General features: G+C 68.0%; 20 protein-coding genes. 6 read left to right on the top strand and 14 right to left on the bottom strand.

All coding sequences use genetic code 11. The features are described 5' to 3' along the window. Positions 1–2: 2 nt before the first annotated feature. Complete coding sequence (locus tag I6H87_RS26585) at positions 3–1,727, bottom strand: FAD-dependent oxidoreductase (RefSeq protein ID WP_041688121.1); 1,725 nt, start codon at positions 1,725–1,727, stop codon at positions 3–5. Between the two features lie 49 nt (positions 1,728–1,776). Further along, positions 1,777–2,736 (bottom strand): MBL fold metallo-hydrolase, encoded by a 960-nt coding sequence (locus I6H87_RS26580; RefSeq protein ID WP_010814531.1) that lies wholly within the window; start codon positions 2,734–2,736, stop codon positions 1,777–1,779. Positions 2,737–3,046: 310 nt separating this feature from the next. Here I6H87_RS26580 and I6H87_RS26575 point away from each other — a divergent pair, with 310 nt between their 5' ends. Both I6H87_RS26575 and I6H87_RS26570 read left to right on the top strand, forming a co-directional pair. Further along, positions 3,047–3,874: an IclR family transcriptional regulator gene (locus tag I6H87_RS26575; RefSeq protein WP_011617301.1), complete on the top strand. Its 828-nt coding sequence runs from the start codon at positions 3,047–3,049 to the stop codon at positions 3,872–3,874. Then, the gene (locus I6H87_RS26570; RefSeq protein ID WP_011617300.1) at positions 3,871–4,728 is read left to right on the top strand and encodes an IclR family transcriptional regulator; all 858 of its coding nucleotides are present in this window, start codon (positions 3,871–3,873) and stop codon (positions 4,726–4,728) included. The genes I6H87_RS26575 and I6H87_RS26570 overlap by 4 nt, the downstream gene beginning before the upstream one ends. Here the strand turns inward: I6H87_RS26570 and I6H87_RS26565 are convergent. Beyond that, a complete protein-coding gene (locus I6H87_RS26565) occupies positions 4,712–5,692 on the bottom strand; it encodes a Bug family tripartite tricarboxylate transporter substrate binding protein (RefSeq protein WP_010814528.1) in 981 nt (326 codons plus the stop codon). The genes I6H87_RS26570 and I6H87_RS26565 overlap by 17 nt on opposite strands. A 109-nt stretch (positions 5,693–5,801) precedes the next feature. Next, positions 5,802–7,796 carry a PAS domain-containing hybrid sensor histidine kinase/response regulator gene (locus I6H87_RS26560; RefSeq protein WP_011617299.1) on the bottom strand — a complete coding sequence of 665 codons (1,995 nt, stop codon included), beginning with the start codon at positions 7,794–7,796 and terminating at the stop codon, positions 5,802–5,804. Between the two features lie 242 nt (positions 7,797–8,038). Between I6H87_RS26560 and I6H87_RS26555 the strand changes: the two genes are divergently transcribed. Genes I6H87_RS26555 through I6H87_RS26545 form a run of 3 tightly spaced genes read left to right on the top strand, consistent with a single transcriptional unit; the run spans position 8,039 to position 10,117 of the window. Continuing rightward, positions 8,039–8,872 carry a helix-turn-helix domain-containing protein gene (locus tag I6H87_RS26555; protein WP_136227868.1) on the top strand — a complete coding sequence of 278 codons (834 nt, stop codon included), beginning with the start codon at positions 8,039–8,041 and terminating at the stop codon, positions 8,870–8,872. A 26-nt stretch (positions 8,873–8,898) separates the two neighbouring features. Beyond that, positions 8,899–9,252, top strand: a complete 354-nt coding sequence (gene flhD, locus I6H87_RS26550; RefSeq protein WP_051398604.1) for a flagellar transcriptional regulator FlhD — start codon at positions 8,899–8,901, stop codon at positions 9,250–9,252. 37 nt (positions 9,253–9,289) lie between these two features. Then, positions 9,290–10,117: a hypothetical protein gene (locus I6H87_RS26545; protein WP_231881445.1), complete on the top strand. Its 828-nt coding sequence runs from the start codon at positions 9,290–9,292 to the stop codon at positions 10,115–10,117. Between the two features lie 10 nt (positions 10,118–10,127). Here the strand turns inward: I6H87_RS26545 and gabD are convergent, their stop codons facing one another. From gabD to I6H87_RS26510, 7 genes are all read right to left on the bottom strand, one after another. Then, on the bottom strand, positions 10,128–11,576 hold the full coding sequence (gene gabD, locus I6H87_RS26540) for an NADP-dependent succinate-semialdehyde dehydrogenase (protein WP_011617296.1): 1,449 nt from the start codon (positions 11,574–11,576) through the stop codon (positions 10,128–10,130). Positions 11,577–11,648: 72 nt separating this feature from the next. Next, the gene (locus I6H87_RS26535) at positions 11,649–11,852 is read right to left on the bottom strand and encodes a DUF3079 domain-containing protein (RefSeq protein ID WP_041688119.1); all 204 of its coding nucleotides are present in this window, start codon (positions 11,850–11,852) and stop codon (positions 11,649–11,651) included. 96 nt (positions 11,853–11,948) lie between these two features. Continuing rightward, positions 11,949–12,164, bottom strand: coding sequence for a hypothetical protein (locus I6H87_RS26530; RefSeq protein ID WP_010814521.1), 216 nt, complete (start codon positions 12,162–12,164; stop codon positions 11,949–11,951). A gap of 107 nt (positions 12,165–12,271) precedes the next feature. After that, positions 12,272–13,507 carry an AI-2E family transporter gene (locus tag I6H87_RS26525; RefSeq protein ID WP_010814520.1) on the bottom strand — a complete coding sequence of 412 codons (1,236 nt, stop codon included), beginning with the start codon at positions 13,505–13,507 and terminating at the stop codon, positions 12,272–12,274. 194 nt (positions 13,508–13,701) lie between these two features. Continuing rightward, complete coding sequence (locus tag I6H87_RS26520; RefSeq protein WP_011617295.1) at positions 13,702–15,123, bottom strand: aldehyde dehydrogenase family protein; 1,422 nt, start codon at positions 15,121–15,123, stop codon at positions 13,702–13,704. Positions 15,124–15,158: 35 nt separating this feature from the next. Then, positions 15,159–16,070, bottom strand: coding sequence for a TauD/TfdA dioxygenase family protein (locus tag I6H87_RS26515; RefSeq protein WP_010814518.1), 912 nt, complete (start codon positions 16,068–16,070; stop codon positions 15,159–15,161). Between the two features lie 48 nt (positions 16,071–16,118). Beyond that, the gene (locus tag I6H87_RS26510; protein ID WP_011617294.1) at positions 16,119–17,819 is read right to left on the bottom strand and encodes a GMC family oxidoreductase; all 1,701 of its coding nucleotides are present in this window, start codon (positions 17,817–17,819) and stop codon (positions 16,119–16,121) included. A 149-nt stretch (positions 17,820–17,968) separates the two neighbouring features. On the opposite strand from I6H87_RS26510, the gene I6H87_RS26505 reads away from it, so the two are divergent. Continuing rightward, entirely contained in the window at positions 17,969–18,679 is a 711-nt protein-coding gene (locus I6H87_RS26505) for a GntR family transcriptional regulator (protein WP_010814516.1), read from the top strand. Between the two features lie 257 nt (positions 18,680–18,936). Here the strand turns inward: I6H87_RS26505 and I6H87_RS26500 are convergent, their stop codons facing one another. The 3 genes from I6H87_RS26500 to I6H87_RS26490 form a co-directional block, all read right to left on the bottom strand. After that, positions 18,937–19,218 carry a hypothetical protein gene (locus I6H87_RS26500; RefSeq protein WP_011617293.1) on the bottom strand — a complete coding sequence of 94 codons (282 nt, stop codon included), beginning with the start codon at positions 19,216–19,218 and terminating at the stop codon, positions 18,937–18,939. Positions 19,219–19,257: 39 nt separating this feature from the next. Beyond that, positions 19,258–19,782, bottom strand: a complete 525-nt coding sequence (locus I6H87_RS26495; RefSeq protein WP_011617292.1) for a host attachment protein — start codon at positions 19,780–19,782, stop codon at positions 19,258–19,260. Positions 19,783–19,889: 107 nt separating this feature from the next. Then, the gene (locus I6H87_RS26490; protein WP_011617291.1) at positions 19,890–21,458 is read right to left on the bottom strand and encodes a sulfatase-like hydrolase/transferase; all 1,569 of its coding nucleotides are present in this window, start codon (positions 21,456–21,458) and stop codon (positions 19,890–19,892) included. Between the last annotated feature and the right edge of the window lies 1 nt (position 21,459).

Raw genomic sequence — 21,459 nt, 5'->3', positions numbered from 1 at the left:
TCTCAGGCGGCCATGCGGCCGGGCTGCGGGGCGCGCAGGTCGGCACCGGTGGCACGCGCCAGCGCGGCGCGGATCGCGGCCGGGTCGGGGTGGTGCCAGCGGGCGCAGACATGCTGGTCCGGGCGGACCAGGTAGCAGGTGCCGGGCGTGGCACCGTAGCGCGCGGCGGCCAGGCCCTCGTCGTCGCGCAGCACGGTGGCATTGGTGCAGGTCACCGCCGGCTGCGCGGCGTCGGTCACGTAGACCAGCCGCAGCGGCACGCCGCTGTCTTTCAGCGCGGCGAGGCCGGCGAGCGTGGCTGCATCGATGGTGTCAGGGCTGCCGAACACCAGCACCGTGAAGTCCCCGCCCAGGTGCGACAGCAGCCAGCCCGCGCCCTGCGCGCCGGATACCGGCGCGTCGCAGCAGACCGCGCCAGGCACCAGCTTGCAGGCATAGTCCTGGGCATCGTCAGCGGTGTTCAGCGGCGAATCCTGCAGCACCGCGGGCACCGACAGCCGCCCGCTGTTGACCAGGGTGCGCGCAAACGCATGGCGCCTGGACAGGGTCAGCACCGCATCGCGGAACACGCGGCTGACCGCGCTCTTGGGCGTGATGAAGTCGGTGGAACGTGTGGAGTTGCGCAGGTTCTCGTCGGCGGCGTATTCGCGCTCGCTGGCGTAGGTGTCCAGCAGCTTGTCGCAGGCATGGCCCTGCAGCACATAGGCCAGCTTCCAGGCCAGGTTCTCGGCGTCCTGGATGCCGCTGTTGGCGCCACGCGCGCCGAACGGCGACACGCCATGCGCGGCATCGCCGGCGAACAGGATATTGCCGTGGCGGAAACTGTCCATGCGAAGGCAGGAGAACGTATAGACGCTGACCCATTCCAGCTCGAACTTCACGTCCTTGCCCAGCAGCGCCTGCACCCGCGGGATCACGCGCTCCGGCGTTTTCTCCAGCTCCGGGTCGGCGTCCCAGCCGAGCTGGAAGTCGATGCGCCAGACGTTGTCCGGCTGGCGGTGCAGCAGCACCGACTGGTTCGGGTGGAAGGGCGGGTCGAACCAGAACCAGCGCTCGCTCGGGAAATCCGCTTCCATCTTCACGTCGGCAATCAGGAAGCGGTCGTGGAAGGTGCGGCCCTTGCTGTCCAGGCCCAGCAGCTTGCGCATCGGGCTGCGCGAACCGTCGGCGGCCACCACGTAGCGTGCCGCCAGCGGGTAGCTGCCGTCAGGCGTCTCGATGGTCAGTATCACGCCGTCCTCGGACGTGCCGCGCTGTTCCAGCCCGACCACCCTGTTGCGCCAGCGGATCTCGATATTGGGCAGCGCCTGCGCGCGCTCCAGCAGGTAGCCTTCGAGGTAGTACTGCTGCAGGTTGATGAAGGCAGGGCGGCGGTGGCCGCTCTCGGGCAGCAGGTCGAAGCTGTAGACCTGCTGGTCGCGCAGGAACACCTTGCCGACGTGCCAGCGCACGCCCTTGTCGACCATGCGCTCGCCGCAGCCAAGCCGGTCGAAGATATCCAGCGTGCGCTTGGAAAAACAGATTGCTCGCGATCCGGTGGACAGCGTGCAGTCGTCATCCACCAGCACCACGGCCACGCCGCGCTGCGCCAGGTCGATGGCGGTGGCCAGGCCGACCGGCCCGGCGCCGACCACGACGACCGGGTGGACGGCCGGATCGGCCCCTTTCTGTTGCTCGGCGCAGGGCTGGTACTCGAACGACAGCCGCTGGTAATCGATGCTGCTCATGCCTGTGTCTCCATCCATAGCTTGTTGCCCGACTTATTCTTTTTGGAGGTCAGTCCTGCAGTGCGGCCCACATTTCCTTGTCGCGCTGGGCCGTCCAGATGCGCGGGTGGCGGACGCCGCTGGCCTCGTCATAGGCGCGCGAGACGTCGAAGGGCAGGCAGTGCTCGTAGATAAAGACCTGGCCAAACTTGGGGTCCATCGCGCGCCGGGTGTGCGCCATCGCGGCCTTCAGGTCGAGCTTCTCGGCCACGGCTTCCTTGCCGGCCTGGAACAGCGTGGTGACGAAGTCCTTGGTGTAGGCGATACCCTTGTCCACTTCCTCCGGCGTGGTCAGCGCGGGGCCGCGGCCGGGCACCAGCTTTTCCGGCTTGAGTGCCTGCAGCGCGTCCAGCGTGGCCGGCCAGTCTTCCAGCTGGGCGTCGCCGCAGTAGCAGGCGGCGTCGTACTCGACCAGGTCGCCGGAGAACAGCACCTTCTGCTGCGGCAGCCAGACCACGGTGTCGCCCTTGGTATGGCCCGAGCCCAGGTGGGCGATGCGCACTTCCAGCTTGCCCAGGAACAGCGTGATTTCCTTCTCGAACACCAGCGTCGGCCAGGTCAGGCCGGGCACGGTCTCGACGCCGGCGAACAGGCGCGGGAAGCGCTCGATCTCGGACTTCATGTCGGCCTCGCCGCGCTCGACGATCATCTCGTAGGTGCCGCGGCTGGCGATGACCTGCTGCGCGCCTTCCGCGAAGTAGGCCGACGCGCCCAGCACGCGCACCGCGTGGTAGTGCGACAGCACCACGTACTTGATGGGCTTGTCGGTGATGGTGCGGATGCGGGCGATCAGGTCCTGCGCCATGGCCGGCGTGGCGGTGGTGTCGACGATCAGTACGCCGTCGTCGCCGATGACCACGCCCGAATTGGGATCGCCTTCGGCGGTGTAGGCCCAGGCGTTCTCTGACAGTTGGGTGAAGGTGACCTGCTTGGCTTCCAGGTCGGCCTGCGATGCGAATGCCTTGGACATGGCGTCTTTCCTTTGTGTGGGGAGGCGAGACGGCACCGGCACGATGGCTGCGTTGCGCTGGCCGCGGGCTGTCTCGCCCCGTTTCTATGGATGCCTGACGGCGTGGGTCGCCGTGTTCGGACGGGGTAGTGCAATCTTAGGAAACGTTAAAAAATTAATCAATAGCGAAATGATTAGCCTATGACAAATAATTGAGGCATGCCGCGAACGCCATCGGAGGCAGGTGGAGTTTGTTCGGGTAAACCCCCGTGCACACGGCAACGGGAGGCGTTCGATTAATATCCGGGTTTTCCGATCACACAGGATGGCAATGGCCAGGCGCAAGGCTGGGGAAGCAGGAACGCAGGCGGACGAGCCCGCTGCGCGTGCCGACAAGGCGCAGCGCGGCATCCAGAGCGTGGAGGTGGGCGGGCGCCTGCTGGTGGCGCTGGCGGTCGCGCGCGCGCCAATGCCGCTGGCCGCGCTGGCCGAGGCGGCGCAGCTGGCGCCGGCCCAGGCGCATGCCTACCTGGTCAGCCTGACGCGGCTGGGTCTGATCAAGCGCGACCACCTCTCCGGCCGCTACGAGCCCGGGCCGCTGTCGCTGCAGCTGGGCATGCTGCACCTGGAGCAGGACGCCGCCTGGCGCGCCGCGCAGCCCCGGGTGGATGCGCTGGCGCAGTCGTCCGGATTCAGCGTGGCAATCAGCATTGCCGGGCCGCAGGGCCCGACCATCGTGCGCTATGTGCCGGCCAGCGCGCCGCTGCATGTCAACCTGCACGTGGGCACGGTGATGGCACTGGCCGCCACGGCCACCGGGCGCGTGTTCTGTGCCTTCCAGCCGCCGGCACTGTGGCAGCCGCTGTGGCGCGCACAGCAGCCGGGCGCGGCCGAGTCCGACCTGGCCGCCTTCAGCGCCAGCCTGGGAGAAATCCGAGCGCGCGGCATCGAGCGCAGCATCGACACGCCCAGCCCGGCTGTCAGCAGCCTCAGCGTGCCGGTGCTGGACGCCGCTGGCGTGCTGCGGCTGGTGCTGACGCTGGTGGGATCGACCGGTGCCATCGAGGTGGACTGGCGCGGCGCTGCGGCGCAGGCCCTGCTGGCCGCGGCGGCGGACATCGGCGCCGCGCTGCGCGATGAAGAGGGGCGCCTGGCATGAGCAGCGCGACCGAAGCCCAGCAAGACCTGGAAGGCGGCAAGCCGCAGCGCGGCATCCAGTCGCTGGACAGCACCGGCCAGCTGCTGGTGGCGCTGGTGGCTGCCGGCCGGCCGCTGGCGCTGCGCGACCTGGCGCTGGCCGCGGGCATGCCGCCGGCCAAGGCGTTCCCGCATCTGGTCAGCCTGCAGAAGACCGGCCTGCTGGCGCGCGATGCCGCGGGCAACTACCTGTGCGGACCGCTGGGACTGGAACTGGGGCTGATCGCGCTGCAGCGGCTGTCGCCGACGCGTGAGGCGGAACCGGAGGTGATCGAGCTGGCCGGCGCCACCGGCCTGAGCGTGGCCATGGCAGTGCTGGGGCCGCTGGGGCCCACGGTGGTCCGGCTGGAGGAATCGGCGCGGCCCCAGCACGTAAGCCTGCGCGTGGGCACGGTGCTGTCGCTGGTCCATACCGCGATTGGCCGCACCGCCGCTGCGTACCTGCCAGCCAACGTGCTGGCGGGCTTGCTGGAAAAGGACGATTTGCGCATGGCCGGCGCTGCCGCGGCCGAAGTGCTTGAACCCGGCGGCAAGCTGGCGCCGGCCTACGCCGGGCGCCTGGCGCAGGTGCGCGCGGCCCGGCTCGACAATGCGCTGAGCCACCCGGTGCCGGGCATCGACACGCTGGCGGCGCCGGTATTCGACCACACCGGCAGCCTGGCGCTGGTGATCGCCGTGATGGGCTCGAGCGGCAGCTTTGACAGCAGCACCGCGGGCGCCACTGCCGCGCTGGTGCGGCAGGCGGCGCGCCGGCTGTCGTGGCGCTTCGGCGCGCCGGACACGGCCTGGGCTCAGGCTATCAGTTGTCCAGCTTGATGTTGGCCGACTTGATCAGGCTGTCCCACTTCTCGAACTGCGCGCGGATATAGCTGCCGAACTGCGCCGGCGTGGCGGGGAAGGGCACGGTGCCCTGGCTGGCCAGCCTGGCGGCCAGGTCAGGCTGCTTCAGCGCCGCCACGATCTCGCCGTTGAGGCGGTCGATCACTGCCTTGGGCGTGCCGGCCGGCGCGGCCACGCCAAACCACGCGGTCAGCTCGTAGCCGGGCACGCCGGCGGCGGCCAGCGTGGGCACGCCTGGGAGCTGGTCAGAGGGTTTCTGCGTCGTCACCGCCAGCGCGCGCACGCGGTTGTCGCGGATATACGGCAGCGCGGTCGAGACGCTGTCGAACATCATGGTGATGCGCCCGCCGATCAGGTCGGTCATCGACGCGGCGCTGCCCTTGTACGGAATGTGCGTGATATTGACAGCCGCCAGGTGGGTGAAGAGCTCGCCCGCCAGGTGCGACGACGAGCCGTTGCCGAACGAGCCATAGGTCAGCTTGCCCGGCTCCTTGCGCGCCAGCGCCAGCAGCTCCTGCACGGTGCGCGCCGGCACGCTGGGATGCACCACCAGCACGTTGGGCAGGTAGGCGACCGAAGCCACCGGCGCGAAGTCCTTCAGCGGATCGTAGCCAGGCTTGTCATAGAGGCTTTTGTTGACCGCCAGCGAGCCGAAGGTGCCGAACAGCAGCGTATAGCCGTCGGCCGGGGCCCGCGCCACCGCGATGGCCGCCAGGTTGCCGCCGGCGCCGGGCCGGTTGTCGATCACCACCGGCTGGTGCAGCCGCGCCGACAGTGCGTTGCCGATCTCGCGCGCCAGCAGGTCGGTGGCGCCGCCGGGCGGAAAGGGCACCACCAGCCGCACCGGCTTGTCGGGATAGTCCGCCAGCGCGGTACCGGCGGCCGTGGCCGCGAACGCAAATACCAGCCCCGCGGCTGCACGCCTGATCCAACCCTGCATCGCTGTCTCCTTTCTGTGATCTGTTGCGATGGAATGGCCGTCAGTGTGTCGCAGCGCCGGCAGGCGCGTGTTTGGAATTGGCGAAGGTCGGGTTCGGTGCCGGAACGGGTCATTCCGGCGGGCGCAGCCGGGCGATGGTGCCGAACAGCGTTTCCAGCTCCACCGGCTTGACCAGGTGTGCGTCGAAGCCGGCGGCCTCGGTACGCTGCCGGTCCGCCGGCTGGGCGAAGCCGGTCAGCGCCACGAAGCGCGTCAGCTCGGTGCCGGCCACGAGGCGCATGGCGCGCACCACTTCGAAGCCGTCCATGCCGGGCATGGCCAGGTCGATCAGCGCGATATGCGGGCGGCAGCGGGGCGCCACATGCAGGGCCTCGGCGCCGTCGTAGGCAATGGTCACCTCGTGGCCGCATATCTCGAGCAGCATGGCCAGGCTGTCGGCGGCGTCGCGGTTGTCGTCGACCAGCAGGATGCGCTGCGCCTGCAACTCGGGTGCGACCGGACCCTGGGCCGGCAGTGCGGCTCCTGGCCGGGGGTCCTCCTTGTGCGAGGCCGTCAGCGGCAGCCGCAGCGTGAAGGTGCTGCCTTGTCCCGCCCCGGCACTGGCGGCAGAGATGGTGCCGCCATGCAGCTCAACCAGTGACCGGCACAGCGACAGGCCGATGCCCAGCCCGCCATGCAAGTCGGTGCCCGGACGGCTTTCCTGCATGAACAGGTTGAAGATCTCGTCGATGGCCTGGGGCCCGATGCCACAGCCCTGGTCCATTACCTGGACCTGCAGTGTGCGGTTCTGGATGGTGGTGGCGATCGTCACCGACGAGCCGGGCGGCGAGAATTTCGATGCATTGAGCACCAGGTTCTGCATGACCTGCACCAGCCGCGTCTTGTCGGCACGCATTGGGATCGAGCCGGCATGGGTCCGCACTTCGACGCACTGCGACTTGGCATCCAGCGCCGGCTGCGCTGCCTCGACGCCGAGCGCGATGATCTCGTTGAACTCGACCGGCTCCATGCGCAGCTCGATCCGGCCGGAGGTGATGCGCCCGATGTCGAGCAGGTCGTCCACCAACCGGCTCAGGTGGGTCACCTGGCGCTCGATCATGGCCAGGCTCCGGTTTGCCAGCACCGCATCCTCCGGCGCCAGCCGCATCGCCGCGAGCGCGCTGTGCACCGGCGCCAGCGGATTGCGCAGTTCATGCGAAAGGGTGGCCAGGAACTCATTCATGCGCTGGCTGGAGCGTTCCAGCTCTTCGCGGCGGCGGCGCTCGCTCATGTCCCGCGTCACCTTGGCAAAGCCGCGCAGCGTGCGTGACTCGTCGTATACCGCTGTCAGGGTGACATTGGCCCAGAACAGCGACCCATCCTTGCGCACGCGCCAGCCTTCGTCTTCCACGCGCCCGACGCGCTGCGCCAGTGCCAGGTGCCGTGACGGCTTGCCAGCGGCAACATCCTCCTGCGGATAGAACACCGAGAAATGACGGCCGATGATCTCGTCGCGGCGGTAGCCCTTGATATAAGAGGCACCGGAATTCCAGCTGACGATATGGCCGCCGGGATCGAGCATGAAGATCGCGTAATCCTTGACCCCCTCCACCAGCAGCCGCAGGGTTTCTTCGCTCTGGTGCAGGGCCTCGGCGGCGCGGCGCCGCTCGGTCATGTCCCGCGTGACCTTGGCGAAGCCGATCAGCCGGCCCTCGGCGTCCTTCAGGGCGGTGATGACGACATTGGCCCAGAAGCGGCTGCCGTCCTTGCGCACGCGCCACCCCTCGTCCTCGAACCGGCCCTGTTCGGCCGCGGCCTTCAGTTCGGCTTGCGGCCAACTCCGGGCGATCGCATCCGGCGTGTAGAACTGCGAGAAATGCTTGCCCAGGATCTCCTCGCGGGCATAGCCCTTGATGCGCGCCGCGCCCTTGTTCCAGCTGGAGACATGGCCGCCGACGTCGAGCGTGAAGATGGCGTAGTCCTGCACGGAGTCCACCAGGGTCTGGTAAGGCACATCGGGCAGGTCGGCCCGGATCTCTTGCGAACGCCCGCCCGATGGCTCGCCAGCGTCGGGACGAGGTACGCTTCCGGCGGGTTGCTGCGGGTCCTCGGGGGGTCTTGTCATGGCATGTCCTGAACGGCGTCCTGCCGGCGTGGCCCGCCAGCGCATCCGGTGCTGGTCTTGTAGCAAGGATACCCCGCAAGCAGCCTGGCAGGGCCAATGGCCGGGGATGCCGGTGGCCCCGGCAGCGCAGGTCCGGATCAGAAGCTTCTGTACTGCAAATCAGAATGTGCGGATTGTCTGGGGAAACTGGCTCCATAGAATGGTTGCACAAGGGCTTTCAGCTCTTCCATCCAGAGGCGCCAATGACACAGTTAGACGAATGCCACCTGCCGTGCGACGGCATGCCGTGCAGCGCAGATTGCCAACTGGCCCGCTTCTGCCTGGGAGGCGCCCGGGGCTTGCCGGGCGGCGCCCGGGGCTTCCACCGCACGGTGCGCCTGCGCAAGGGCCAGTGCCTGTACCTGCTGGGCGACCCCGTGACCTCGCTCTACGCAATCCGCGTCGGCACAGTCAAGACCCACGTGACCACGGAAGACGGCCGCACGCAAGTGGTCGGCTTCCACTTCCCCGGCGACCTGGTCGGGCTGGACAGCCTGGCGCATCCGCACTATGCGTCCTACGCCACCGCGCTGGAGGACACCAAGCTGTGCATGCTCGGCATGGACGCGCTGCGCGGCGCCGCCGCCGGCATGCCGGAGCTTGCCAACCAGCTGTTCCTGGCGCTCGGCGGACAGGCGCAGCGCGCACGCGCGCTGCAGACCATGCTGGCGCTGATGACCGCCGAAGAGCGGCTGGTGACCTTCCTGCTGTGGATGGCTGAAGGCTTTGCGGCGCGCGGCTTCTCGTCCTCGGAGTTCGTGCTGCGCATGAGCCGGGAGGAAATCGGCAGCTATATCGGCCTGACGCTGGAAACAGTCAGCCGGCAGTTCTCGCGGCTGGCGGACTGCGGGCTGATCCGGGTGAGGCACCGCACCATCTCGCTGCTCGACAAGCCCGCCTTGCGGGCCATCGCCGAGCGCCCGATGATCTCCGCGCACGCGCCTGCGTGCGATCGGCAGGTGCCCCGGCGCGGCCCGCACGATGCCCGCCGGCTTGCACCGCGCACGGCCGGTGGCCAGGCTGTGGCAGCCGAATGACCAAGCCCGGCCAGCGCGAGGACCGAATGGAACATGCAACACCGGCCGGCACCGCGGCTGAAGAGACGGCCAGCGACCTGGTCGGCGAGAGCCTGCGGGAAATCACGGACCTGAACCTCTCCTACCTGCTGCTGGTGCAGCGGCTGATGCGCGAGAACGAGCCCGAGGCCCTGTTCCGGCTTGGCATCGAGCGCAAAGTGGGCCGTGTGCTGGCCGCGCTCACGCCGCAGCAGATGGTGGCACTGGCGCGCTCCAACCTGGTGCTGTGCCGTTTCAGGCTGGAAGACAGCATGCTGGTGGCCGCGCTGACCGGCGCCGAGCCGCTGCATGCCCTGCAGAACATGCACGCGGCCATCGTGATGGCCGCGCAGCGCGGGTAGTGGAACCAAAATCGGAGGCTGTATGACGGGCAATGCGATGACGCAAGTCGAATGGAAGCGGATGGCGCTCGACCGCGGCCGCAGGGGGGACCACCCGCCCGGGCCAACCCGCATGGAACTCTCTGGCACGCTGCAGATGCAGGATATTGTCCAGGCACTGGGGGCGGAGCCCGATGAGCAGCGCTGTGTCGAGGCCGGCCTCGAGGTGCTTGCGATGGCCGGGCACCCGCCTGCGCGCGCCGTGGTGTCGATGGACCACGGGCGGCCGCCGGCGCTGGAATTCTATGTCGATGCCGCTGTGCCGACCTGCTGCGAACTGGACTGCACCGTGCAGCACGCGATCGCCAGCCGTTTCACCAGCGTGCTGCCGCCGGGCCTGGCAGTCACGGTGCTGCCGCTGGCCGCCTATGCACAGGAAGCCACCGACGAAGTCAACGCGTTTGACGCGGATACCTTGCGCACCTGCGCCCGCGAACTGCTGGGCCGCGGCGGGGAGATGAACCAGCGCCTGGCGGTGGTGTGCGCCTACCTGTCGGCGCTGCATGGCGCGCAGGCCGTTGCCGAGCAGCTTGGCTACCTTGAGCAGAGCCTGCTTGCGCAGGGCCAGGAGGCCTTGTCCTGGCGCCTGCGCCGGCACCGCAGCGTGGAAGGGCGGGAGCTGGCGCAGGCATTGGAAGGACTATCCCGCGCCGCGGCTGGCGCCCTGTATGAGTTCGGCGCCAGTTACAGCGCTGCGCGCGCCAGCTATCAGCTGGAGCAGATGCAGCGTGTCCATGACCGGATCGCGCGCTTTCGCGACACCTGCCGGCACGGCGGGCGCTGCCCCGAGCCCCGGCACGCCGTGTGCGCGGACACGGCGTACTGAGTCGCGGCAATCAGATGCCGGCCATGCAGGTGTACTTGATGACCAGGTAATCCTCGATGCCGTAGTGCGAGCCCTCGCGGCCCACGCCAGACTGCTTGACGCCGCCGAACGGCGCCACCTCGTTGGAGATCAGGCCGGTATTGACGCCCACCATGCCGTATTCCAGGCGTTCGGAGACGCGCCAGACCCGGCCCAGGTCGCGGGCATAGAAGTAGCTGGCGAGGCCAAACTCGGTGTCGTTGGCCATGGCGACGACGTCATCCTCGGTTTCGAAGCGGAACAGCGGTGCCAGCGGGCCGAAGGTTTCCTCGCGCGCGACCAGCATGCCGGCGCCGACGTCGGCCAGTACGGTCGGCTGGAAGAAAGAATGCCCCAGCGCATGGCGCTGGCCGCCCTGCAGCAGGCGCGCGCCCTTGCCGAGCGCGTCGGCGATATGCTCTTCCACCTTGGCCACGGCCTTGTCGTCGATCAGCGGGCCGATGCGCACGCCATCTTCCATGCCGTTGCCGACCTTCAGGGCCGCTACTGCCGCCACCAGCTTCTGCGCAAACGCCTCGTACACGCCCGTCTGCACGTAGATGCGGTTGGCGCAGACGCAGGTCTGCCCGGCATTGCGGTACTTGGACACGATCGCGCCTTCAACCGCCGCGTCCAGGTCGGCATCGTCGAACACGATAAAGGGCGCATTGCCGCCCAGCTCCATCGACACCTTCTTGATCGTCGACGCGGTCTGGGCCATCAGCACGCGGCCAACCTCGGTCGATCCGGTGAAGGTGAGCTTGCGCACCAGCGGGTTGCTGCTCATCTCGCCGCCGATGGCGCCGGCCGAGCCGGTCACCACCGACAACACCCCGGCCGGAATGCCCGCGCGCTCGGCCAGGGCCACCAGCGCCAGCGCTGTCAGCGGGGTTTGCGATGCCGGCTTGAGCACCATGGTGCAACCTACCGCCAGGGCCGGGCCGGCCTTGCGCGTGATCATGGCGGCGGGGAAGTTCCACGGCGTGATGGCTGCGCATACCCCCACCGGCTCCTTGGTCACGACTATGCGCTGGTTGCTGACCGGCGCCGGGATGGTGTCGCCATAGACGCGCTTGCCTTCCTCGGCAAACCATTCGATAAACGAGGCCGCGTAGGCGATTTCGCCGCGCGCTTCGGCGATCGGCTTGCCCTGTTCGGCGGTCATGATGCGCGCCAGATCTTCCTGGTTGGCCATGATCAGTTCGAACCATTTGCGCAGCAGCGCCGAGCGCTCCTTGGCGGTGCGGGCGCGCCATGCCGGCAGCGCGCGGTTGGCGGCTTCGATGGCCTGGCGGGTTTCATCGGCGCCCAGTTGCGGGACCTGTCCCACGCGCTCGCCGGTGGCCGGGTTGGTGACGTCGATGCGGCGCTCGCCGTCGACCCAGCGGCCGTCGATATAGCACTGCTGCCGCAGCAGCGAGGAGTCCTGGAGGTTCAGCATGGTTGTCTCGGTGGATGCCGGCGGTGCCGGACGTCTTGTGGAAGCCTGAGACAACGATTGTAATCCGGCGGTCTAGGTTGAGGTCTCTGGCGGACCGGCAGGTGCTTCGATACCCCAGTCGCCGTACTCCAGCCAGTCGTCGCCGAGCAGTTCAATCGGGTGCTGCGTGCGGCTGGAGCCGTTGCCGCAGCCCATGTCGTCTACGGAGCAGTACTTGTCGCAGCCCCAGCAGATGCGCTCGGGGTGGCGGGGATGAAGGGGAAATTTCTTGGCCATGGCTTGCGGTTGGGAACTGCTGAGACGATTATGCCCACACCCGCAAGCCGTCGATTTGCGCAACCGCAAGCACAAGTCAGCCGGGAGCCATCCCGCTCAGTCCCATCCGTCGGCATCCAGCCGGGTCCAGCGGTCGGGCGCCTCGCCATCGGGCGAGGCCAGCAGCAGTGTCTGGCCGCAGTGCGCGCAACGGTACACAAACGCATTCTGGCCGCTGGCGGTGCGCAAGGTCGCCGACATCACCAGCCTGGGATGCGGCGGCACGTGGCCCGGCCGGTCCAGCTGCGACTCGCACAGGTCGCATATAGACATCATTGTTTTCCTCCGCACGATCCCGGCGTAGCAAGAATGCTGTGGTGCAGCATTCGCTTTTCCAGTATAGCGGCGGATCGATAGTGCCGTTGGGCGATGGCGGGCGGCTATTCGCCAAGGAACTCTGCCACCACTTCGAGCCCTTCAATGTGATCGGCAACCACCTTGGCGATGGTGATCAGCGGGATGGCGAGCAACATGCCCCATACGCCCCAGAGCCAGGTGAACAGGAGCAGTGCAACAAATACGGCCACCGCGTTCATGCGCGCCATGCGGCCGGTCATCCAGGTGGTGACGACCGACCCGATCAGCGTGGCGATCAGCAGCGATCCGACCGTTGCCGCGGCTGCCATGCCGAGCGTGCCGAACTGCATGAAGGTCACCACCCCCAGGCAGACCGCGATTGCCAGGGCGCCGAAGTAGGGCACCAGGTGCAGCGCCGCGGCCGCGATTGCCCAGCTGCCGGCGTTGTGCACGCCCAGCCACTTGAGCAGCAGCCAGGTACAGGCGCCCAGGGCCGTATTGGTCACCAGCAGCATGCCCATGTAACGGCGGATGGAGCGGTTGACCTCGTCCAGCATGTGCACGCTGATCTTCTTCTCGGAAATGGTATGCCCGACCATCTTGATGAACTTGCGCTTGAAGGTATCGCCGGCCAGCAGCAGGAAGTACAGCAGGAAGACCACTACCACTGCCTGTCCGGCCATGGTGAAGATGCTGACCGAGCCGGCCAGCAGCATGTTGTGGATCTGGGCGGGCGCTTGCTCCACCACCACCTGCGTGCCGCGTGCGGGCGGGGGCTGGCCGGTGCCGCTGAGGACGGTGGCGGCGCGACGTACCTTCTGCCACATGGAATCGTCGCCGCTCATCAGCGCGCCGACCGAGCGCGACAGCTTGCTGGCCGTCTCGGGCAGGCTGTTGACGATTGATTCCACCTGCCCCTGCAGCAGGTAGGCGCCGCTGAGCAGGGCGCTCAGCACGGCCAGCAACACCACGGTGCCCGCCAGCGCGCGCGGCAGGCCCAGCCGCTGCAACGCGCAGACCAGCGGGTCCAGCAGGTAGGCCAGGACGATCGCGAGCACCACCGGAATGAGGAATTCGCGTGCGATATGCACGGCGTACAGCGAAAAGAGCGTCGCCAGCACCACCAGTGCCACGCTGGCACGGTGCAGCGAGGCGGTGACGGCATCGGCCGGCACGACTGAGTCAGCCATCTCCGCCATCGTGCGGGACCCGGCGGCGCCCTCGGTGTCGGCGCCGGCATGCGGGCTGCCGTCGGCGGGCAACGGAACGGGCGAAGCAGGGGGCAGCGAAGAAGGCGCGGAATCGGGAATGGTCGACATAGTCGGGCGCCCTGGCAAAAGGCCTGGCGCTGCTATGAAGATAGCTGGCCGGCAGGCTGCGGCTGTCGGACGCCGCCGCCTGCGCATGTCAGACAAGCTCGGCAGCGAGGCGCCTTACAAGCGACACCGCCCGGCCGGCAGCATGGCGCTGCACGACCGGGCGGTACGGTGACTGCGGGCGGGAGCGCGCAGGCTCAACCTGTCACCGTCTTGGTTTCAAGGAACTCGGCAATGCCTTCGGGGCCGTATTCACGCCCGTTGCCGGACGTCTTGTAGCCGCCGAACGGTGCGGTGAGGTCCATTGTCGCGCCGTTGATGCGCACGCTGCCGGCGCGCAGGCGGGCGGCCAGCTTGCGTGCCCGCGCCGCGTCGGACGACGCGATGTAGGCGGCCAGGCCGAACTCGGTGTCATTGGCGATTGCCACCGCCTCTTCTTCTGAGTCGTACGGCAGCAGGCATATCACCGGCCCGAAGATCTCTTCGCGCGCGATGGTCATGTCATTGCGCACGTCGGCAAAGATGGTCGGGCGCGCATAGAAGCCGCGCTGCAGCCCGTCGGGGCGGCCGGGGCCGCCTGCGGCCACGCGCGCGCCTTCCTCGATGCCCACCCCGATGAGGCGCTGCACCTTGTCGTACTGGCCGCGGTTGGAGATCGGGCCCATCTTGGTTTCGGGGTCGGACGGGTCGCCCACCTTGACCGCGTTGGCGACGGCGGCGGCAATCTGCACGGCCTGCTCATAGCGCGAGCGCGGCACCAGCATGCGCGTCGGCGCGATGCAGGTCTGTCCGGTGTTGACCGTGCACTGCGCCACGCCGCTGGTCACCGCCGCCTGCAGGTCGGCATCGTCCAGGATGATCATCGGCGACTTGCCGCCCAGCTCCTGCGCCACGCGCTTGACCGTGGGCGCGGCGCTGATGGCCACTTCCACGCCGGCGCGGGTCGAGCCGGTGATCGACACCATGTCGACGTCGCGATGCGACGACAGCGCGGCCCCCACCGCGCGGCCCTCGCCATAGATCATGTTGAAGATACCCGGCGGCGTACCCGCGGCATCCATGATCTCGGCGAAGATCCGGGCGTCCAGCGGCGCGATCTCGGATGGCTTGAGCACCACGGTGCAACCCGCCGCCAGCGCCGGCGCCACCTTGGCCGCGATCTGGTTCAGCGGCCAGTTCCACGGCGTGATCAGCGCCGCCACGCCGATGGCCTCGCGCAGGATGCAGCTGTTGCCGCGGGTGGTTTCGAACTCGAAGTCGCGCAGCGCCTGCAGCGTTGCCTGCAGCTGTGCCAGGCCGATCGCGGCCTGCAGATTGGTGGCCAGCGTAATCGGTGCGCCGATCTCCTGGCGCACCGCCTGCGCCAGGTCGCCCATGCGCGCCTGGTAGGCGGCGATGATGCGCTCAAGCAGGGCGATGCGTGTTTCACGCGTGGACACCGACCAGGCCGGGAAGGCTGCGCGCGCCGCGCCCACGGCCTGGTCCACGTCCGCCGCGGTGCCCATGGCGAGCGTGCCCGCGACCGCTTCGGTGGCAGGATCGATGATGTCGGCCTGGGTCGCGCCCGCTGCGGGCTGCACCCACTTGCCATTGATATAGAACTTGTCGACGATGTTCATGCCGGTTGCCTCGGATTGGCTTTGGGTGGGGACGGTCAGACCGGGCGGTCGCCGATGATGGTGGCGCGGTTCATATGGCGCACGGCCGGGAAGTAATCCTGCACCGCGTAGTGTTGCGTGGAGCGGTTGTCCCAGAGCGCGATGGTGTCCGGCTGCCAGCGCAGGCGCACCTGGTACTCTGGCGCGGCGGCCTGGCGGTACAGGTACTGCAGCAGGTCCAGTTCGGCCGGGCGGTAGTCGGAGCCGATGCGATATGGCGCTTCCTTGACGAAGTTGGCGAAATGCGTGGTGAAGGCTTCGTTGACGAACAGGATCTTTTCGCCGGTTTCCGGGTGCGTGCGTACCACCGGGTGCACCATCGGCGGATACTTGGCGCGCATCTCCGCGTATTTTTCTTCGTTCAGCGCCGAGCCGAAGGTCGGCATGGCGTCGTGCACGGCCTTCAGGTTGGCGATGCGGGCCTTCATGTCCTGCGGCAGGTTTTCATAGGCCGCGGCCATATTGATCCACATGGTATCGCCGCCGACCTCCGGGCACTCCACGCAGCGCAGCATCGAACCCATCGACGGGATCTCACGCCAACTAACGTCCGAGTGGTAAAGGTTCTCGCGCCCGCGCGTCGTGCCATCGCGCCCGAATACAACCAGTTCGGGATGTTCCGGGTGGTTGGTAAACATCGGATGCACTTCCAGCTCGCCGAAGCGGCGCGCCACGGCCACGTGCTGGGCCGGCGTGATTGCCTGCTTGCGGAAGAACAGCACCTTGTACTTCAGCAGTGCGCGGCGCAGTGAGAGATAGGTGTCGTCGTCCAGCGGCTCGCGGAAATCGATGCCTTCGACATCGGCGCCGATCGTCGGCGTGCAGCGGCGCACGGCAAAGGGAAAGGCTTCATTGTCCAGCGCGCGGTAGGCTTCCGGGCTGATGGTGGTTGCGGCAGTGGCTTGCATGGGGTGTCTCCTCGGTGTAGTGGTTGCCAATGCAGGGGGATAGCCGGCTTAGCGGTGCGAGGCCTTGACCAGGTCCGCAGCCTTTTCGCCGATCATGATGGCGGGGGCGTTGGTGTTGCCGCCGATCAGCGTCGGCATGATCGATGCGTCAGCGACGCGCAGGCCCTCCACACCTTGCACGCGTAGTTCCGGGTCGACTACCGCCATGTTGTCGACGCCCATCTTGCAGGTGCCGACCGGGTGGTAGACCGTGTCCGCGTGCGTGCGCACGAAGTCGCGGATGGCGGCTTCATTGCTGCTGTCGGGGCCGAAAGCGTCGGTCAGGATTTCGCGCCCGCCGTGCTGCGCCAGCGCAGGCTGCGCAAAGATGCGGCGGATTGCCCGCACGCCTGCGACCATGCCGGCCATGTCTTCCTCAGCCGACAGGAAGCGCGGATCGATCACCGGCGTCTCGCGCATGTCGGCGCTGCGCAGGCGCACATGGCCGCGGCTCTTCGGACGCAGCACGCAGGCGTGGCAGGAGTAGCCGTGGCCCAGTTTGCCCAGGTTGCGGTTGCCGAGCAGCGCCACGGCAAAGTGCAGCTGCACATCCGGGATGTCCAGCTCGGGGCGGCTGCGCAGGAACGCACCGGCCTCGGCGATATTGGACGACACCATGCCGGTGCGGTTGCGCCGGTAGCGCATCACCTCGCGCGCCAGCCGCAACATGCCGCGGCCGGTCTTGCCGAACAGCTCGGTCGTTTGCAGCTGCTTGTTGACGATGATGTCGAGGTGGTCCTGCAGGTTCTCGCCCACGCCCGGAAGGTCATGGACCACGTCGATGCCGAAGTTGCGCAAGTGCGCGGCCGGGCCGATGCCGGATGCCAGCAGCAACTGCGGCGAGTTGAAGGTGCCGCCGCTGACCACGATCTCGCGCCGTGCGCGCAGGGTCTGCACCGCCCCGCCGCGCACGACTTCCACGCCGACAGCGCGCCTGCCTTCGAACACGATGCGCAGCGCTTGCGTATCGGTCAGCACCGCCAGGCCGCGACGGCCGCCATTGAGCGCCGTGTCCGCGGCATTGCCGTTGTGCAGGTAGGCCCGCGCCGAGTTCCAGCGCTCGCCGTTGCGCTGCGTCACCTGGTACAGGCCGACGCCTTCCTGGCTGTGGCCATTGAAGTCGTCGTTGTGAGGCAGGCCGGCCTGGATCGCTGCCTGGACAAAGCGCTGTGCAAACGGATTGGGCGAGCGCAGGTCGCTCACGTGCAGCGGCCCGTCATTGCCGTGCAGCGGATGTTCCTGGCCGGCCAGGCTAGGATTGCGCTCGCTGCGGCGGAAGTAGGGCAGGACGTCGTCGAAGCCCCAGCCCCGGCAACCGAGCGCGGCCCAGTCGTCGTAGTCGCGCCGATGGCCGCGGATATAGACCATGCCGTTGATCGAGGAGCTGCCGCCCAGGCCGCGCCCGCGCGGCTGGTAGGAGCGGCGGCCGTTCAGGCCCGGTTGCGGTACCGTGTAGTAGGCGTAGTTGCGCGGGCCGGCCTTGGGCACCACCGCGGCAATGCCCACCGGCGCCCAGATCGAGAAGTGATGATCATGCGGCCCGGCCTCGAGCAGCGCCACGGTCGCACTCGGATCTTCTGCCAGGCGCCCCGCCACGGCGCACCCCGCCGATCCCGCGCCGATCACGATGTAGTCGAACTCTGCCGCCGCGCTGGCGGTGTCTTGTGATGTCTTGGTATTCAATTTGCGTGTCTCCTGAGTTGCCAGCATGCGGTGATCTGCGGGGGCGCGCGCATATCTGGTGACGACGGATACTGCCATTACCTGTTATAACAGGTCAATAGGGTTACGCCGCAGGCTGTCATGATAGGTATAATCCCTTCCACCCAGTTCGGAGCCGCCGCCAAGGCGGAACATAAGTGGCGCTGCCCAGGTTCAAAGAGATCGAAAACGAGATTCGCCAGCGAATCGCCAGCAACACATGGGGGCCGGGCGCCAAGCTTCCGTCCGAGGCGGAGTTGGTGGCGGAATTCGCGGTCAGCCGGATCACCGTGCGCCAGGCCCTGTCCGGGCTGCACAACGCCGGCCTGATCGAGAAGGTCAACGGCAAGGGCAGTTTCGTGACTCGTCCCTCAGACACGCCCAGCCTTGGCGCGCTGACCGGTTTCTATGAAACCGCACGCGCCCGTGGCCAACTCGCCTACGGCAAGCTGGCGTCGGTACGGCTGGTGCGCGCGCCGGCCCATGTGGCGGCGGCGCTGCGTCTTCAACCTGGCGAGAAAGTGCTGAGCGTGGCCACCGTGCGGTACTGGGATGACGCGGCCGTCGCGCATTTCACCCTGATGGGTCCTGAGCCGCTGATGCGCCGCCTGGTGCAGGAGGACCTGGAAACCAACGACGCCATGTCGCTGTTTGAAAGCCGGCTCGGGTACCGGTTCAAGGAAGTGGCGATGGAAGCTACCGCCGTTGCCGCGCCCGCGGACGTGGCGCGCCGGCTCGGTGTTGCCGAGGGCGAACCGCTGTTGCGCCTGCGCAGCACGCCGCATGATATCGATGACACACCGTTGTTCTGCGGCGAACTGCTGTTCCGCCCGGACCGCTATGCCTACAAGTGGACACTGACGCGCTAGCACGGATGCCTGCCATCTTCAGTCGATACTGAACTGCGCCGGCGCGGTAACTTTTACCCGCGGCGCGCACTTCTTACTGTGGCCGGACCGCAGTCATGTCACTTTCCCGCATTGCCGGCCGCCGCGTTGCCAAGCCGGCCCGCGCCGCTCGTCGTATGGCGCCGCTGGTACGTCAGTTGCGTCTTCCGCAGCAGAGCTGCGTTCCAGCGCGCTCACCGGCAGCCTGCGCCGTGTAGCAAGGCTTGCCGCCAACCATGCTAGATGGAGGACGACATGAAAACAACACTACGCATCGGCACAGCCCTGCTCGCAATTGGCTTCCTGGCGGGTTGCACCGCCACCGGCAGCACCACCGGCTCTGGCTCGCTGTCCGGCGCCGGTTCGGTCACCGAACAGAGCCGCAGCCGCAGCAGCACCCCTAGCTCAAGCACTTCTACCGGCACGTCCGGCGCCACCAGCACGACCAGCCCGAGCGGCACCTCCAGCGGCAGCAGCGGTGCAGCCAGCGGCTCGGGCACTGCCCGCTGACGCCGGCGCACAGCCGCCGGTGGCCTGGCACCGGCGGCTGCGCGGCTTCGCTATCGGTCCCGGCCGGTAACGACGCGCGCGTCGCGGCGCGCGGGAATGATGTCTTCGTCCGCGAGCCGTTGTTGCAGGTCGTTGTTGGGCATGTGGGTGAAGTCCTTGCCAATTTCCTTCGTGATGAGGTCGGTGACGCCGGCGGAAAGGGCTTTGCGCAGCAGGCCCAGGAAACGCGGCGCCGCGATCAGCGCCAGTGAGTCAAAGCGCTGCTTGTTGCGCGCATCGGCAAGGTAGTCCGCCACGCGGCGGGCAAACAGCTGCGCTTCCTGGTGCAGTTCATCCTCGCCGGCCGACGATGTGACGGTGGACGGCCCGGCCTGGTGGGCACCGGGGTGCCCGGCGTCGCCCTGTACGGCGGCGTGGCCGCGCCGGCCGTAGGCGTCGCGACGCAGGTTGGCGCGGTCGCCATGTGCTGCCGCGTCAGTGATTTCCTCAACCAGAGCCATTGGCGCGGTTGAGGCGTGCGAGGCAAAAATGCGGGCGAGGGATTCGTCCGCCACAAGAATCCAGGTGTGTTTCATGATCGCTCCGGTTGCCGGTGCGAACACCGGTCCCCCATCCCTCGCTTCAAAGGATACGCCATCCGGGCAGGGGGACGTCACCGGACCGCAGATGACGCCGGGCGTAGTCACCACACGCCAAAGAACACGCCGGCCTGCTTGTACACATTGGTCTTGGCCGCTACCTCTTGGCTGGTTACCGTCACGCGCGGCTTGAGCGTGCAGAACCACTCCAGCAACCGCAACCGCATGGTGCTGCGCACGGCTTCGTGGCCGGGGTCGCTGCCCAGGTCGAAATACTCCTGCGGATCGTTCTGGAGGTCGAACAGCTGTGGCCGGAACCCTTGCCAGTGCACATATTTCCAGCGCGCGTCACGCACCATCCAGGCGCGGCACTCGCCGGGATGGCGGCCCAGCGCCACGCGAGCGCCGCGATAGGCATAGTCCAGCTCGGATACGACGAAATCGCGCCAGCTGCCGGCATAGGCACGCTCGCCCGCGCGCGTCAGGCCCAGCAACGAGCGGCCCTCGACGCGGTGGTCGGCCGGCGGCAGGCCCAGTGCGTCCAGCACCGTCGGCACCACGTCGACCGCGCTGACCATGCTGGCCTGCGCGCTGCCGCGCGTGGCATCCGCTGCCGGCGAGGGGTCGTAGACGATCAGCGGGATGTTCTGCACAGTGTCGTAGAACTGCTCCTTCTCGCCCAGCCAGTGGTCGCCCAGGAAATCGCCGTGGTCGGCGGTGAAGACGATCAGAGTGTCCTGCCAGCGGCCCAGGCGTTCGAGCTGTTCCCAGAGCTGGCCGAGCCGGTCGTCGATCTGCTGGATCAGGCCCTGGTAGGCGGGGCGCACCGTGTCCGAGACTTCCTGGCGCATGAAGTTGGCGCATTCTTCCTGCGTGCGGTAGGCCGACAGCACCGGGTGCGGGTCTTCCAGCTCGGCGTCGTGGCGCTGCAGCGGCATGCAGTCATCGAGCGAATACGCGGCGTGGTAGGGCGCGGGCGCCAGGTAGGGCCAGTGCGGCTTGACCAGCGACAGGTGCAGCACCCACGGATCGTCGCCGCGCGTGGCGATGTACCGCATCGCCTGGTCCACCGTGTACGCGGTCTCGGAATGCGGCTCGGCCACGCGCGCGGGCAGGCCGGCGTTGCGCATGTGCCAGCCGGAGACGATCTCGCCGCGTTCGTTCTCGGCGCTGATCACGTAGTCGGTCCACGGATCCGCGCTGTCGTAGCCTTGCTGGCGCAGCCAGTCGGCGTAGGCGCTGTGCGGCTCGGCGTGGTGGCCGTCATGGCGGTCGACTTCGGTGAAGTGGCCGCTGCGCAGCAGCGTTTCCAGCTCAGTGCCGCCATCCAGGTGCAGCCGCTTCAGGTTGGCGTTGTCGGGCATCACATGGGTCTTGCCCGCCAGCGCCAGCGCGCGGCCGCTGTGCTTCAGGTATTCGCCCAGCGTGACTTCGCCGACCGACAGCGGCACGCGGTTCCAGGTGGCGCCGTGGCTGCTGACATGGCGGCCGGTATAGAAGCTCATGCGGCTGGGGCCGCAGACCCCGGAGGTGACGAAGGCGCGGTCGAAGCGCACGCCGCGCGCGGCCAGCGCATCGATATTGCGCGTGCGCAGCGCCGGATGCCCGTAGCAGCCCAGGTGGTCGCGCCGCAGCTGGTCGCACATGATGAAGAGGGTATTGCGGATCGTCATG

Source organism: Cupriavidus necator (assembly GCF_016127575.1).
Taxonomy (GTDB): Bacteria; Pseudomonadota; Gammaproteobacteria; order Burkholderiales; family Burkholderiaceae; genus Cupriavidus; species Cupriavidus necator_D.
The sequence above is the reverse complement of the archived record's forward strand: the minus strand, read 5'-3'. Positions and strand labels throughout refer to the sequence as shown.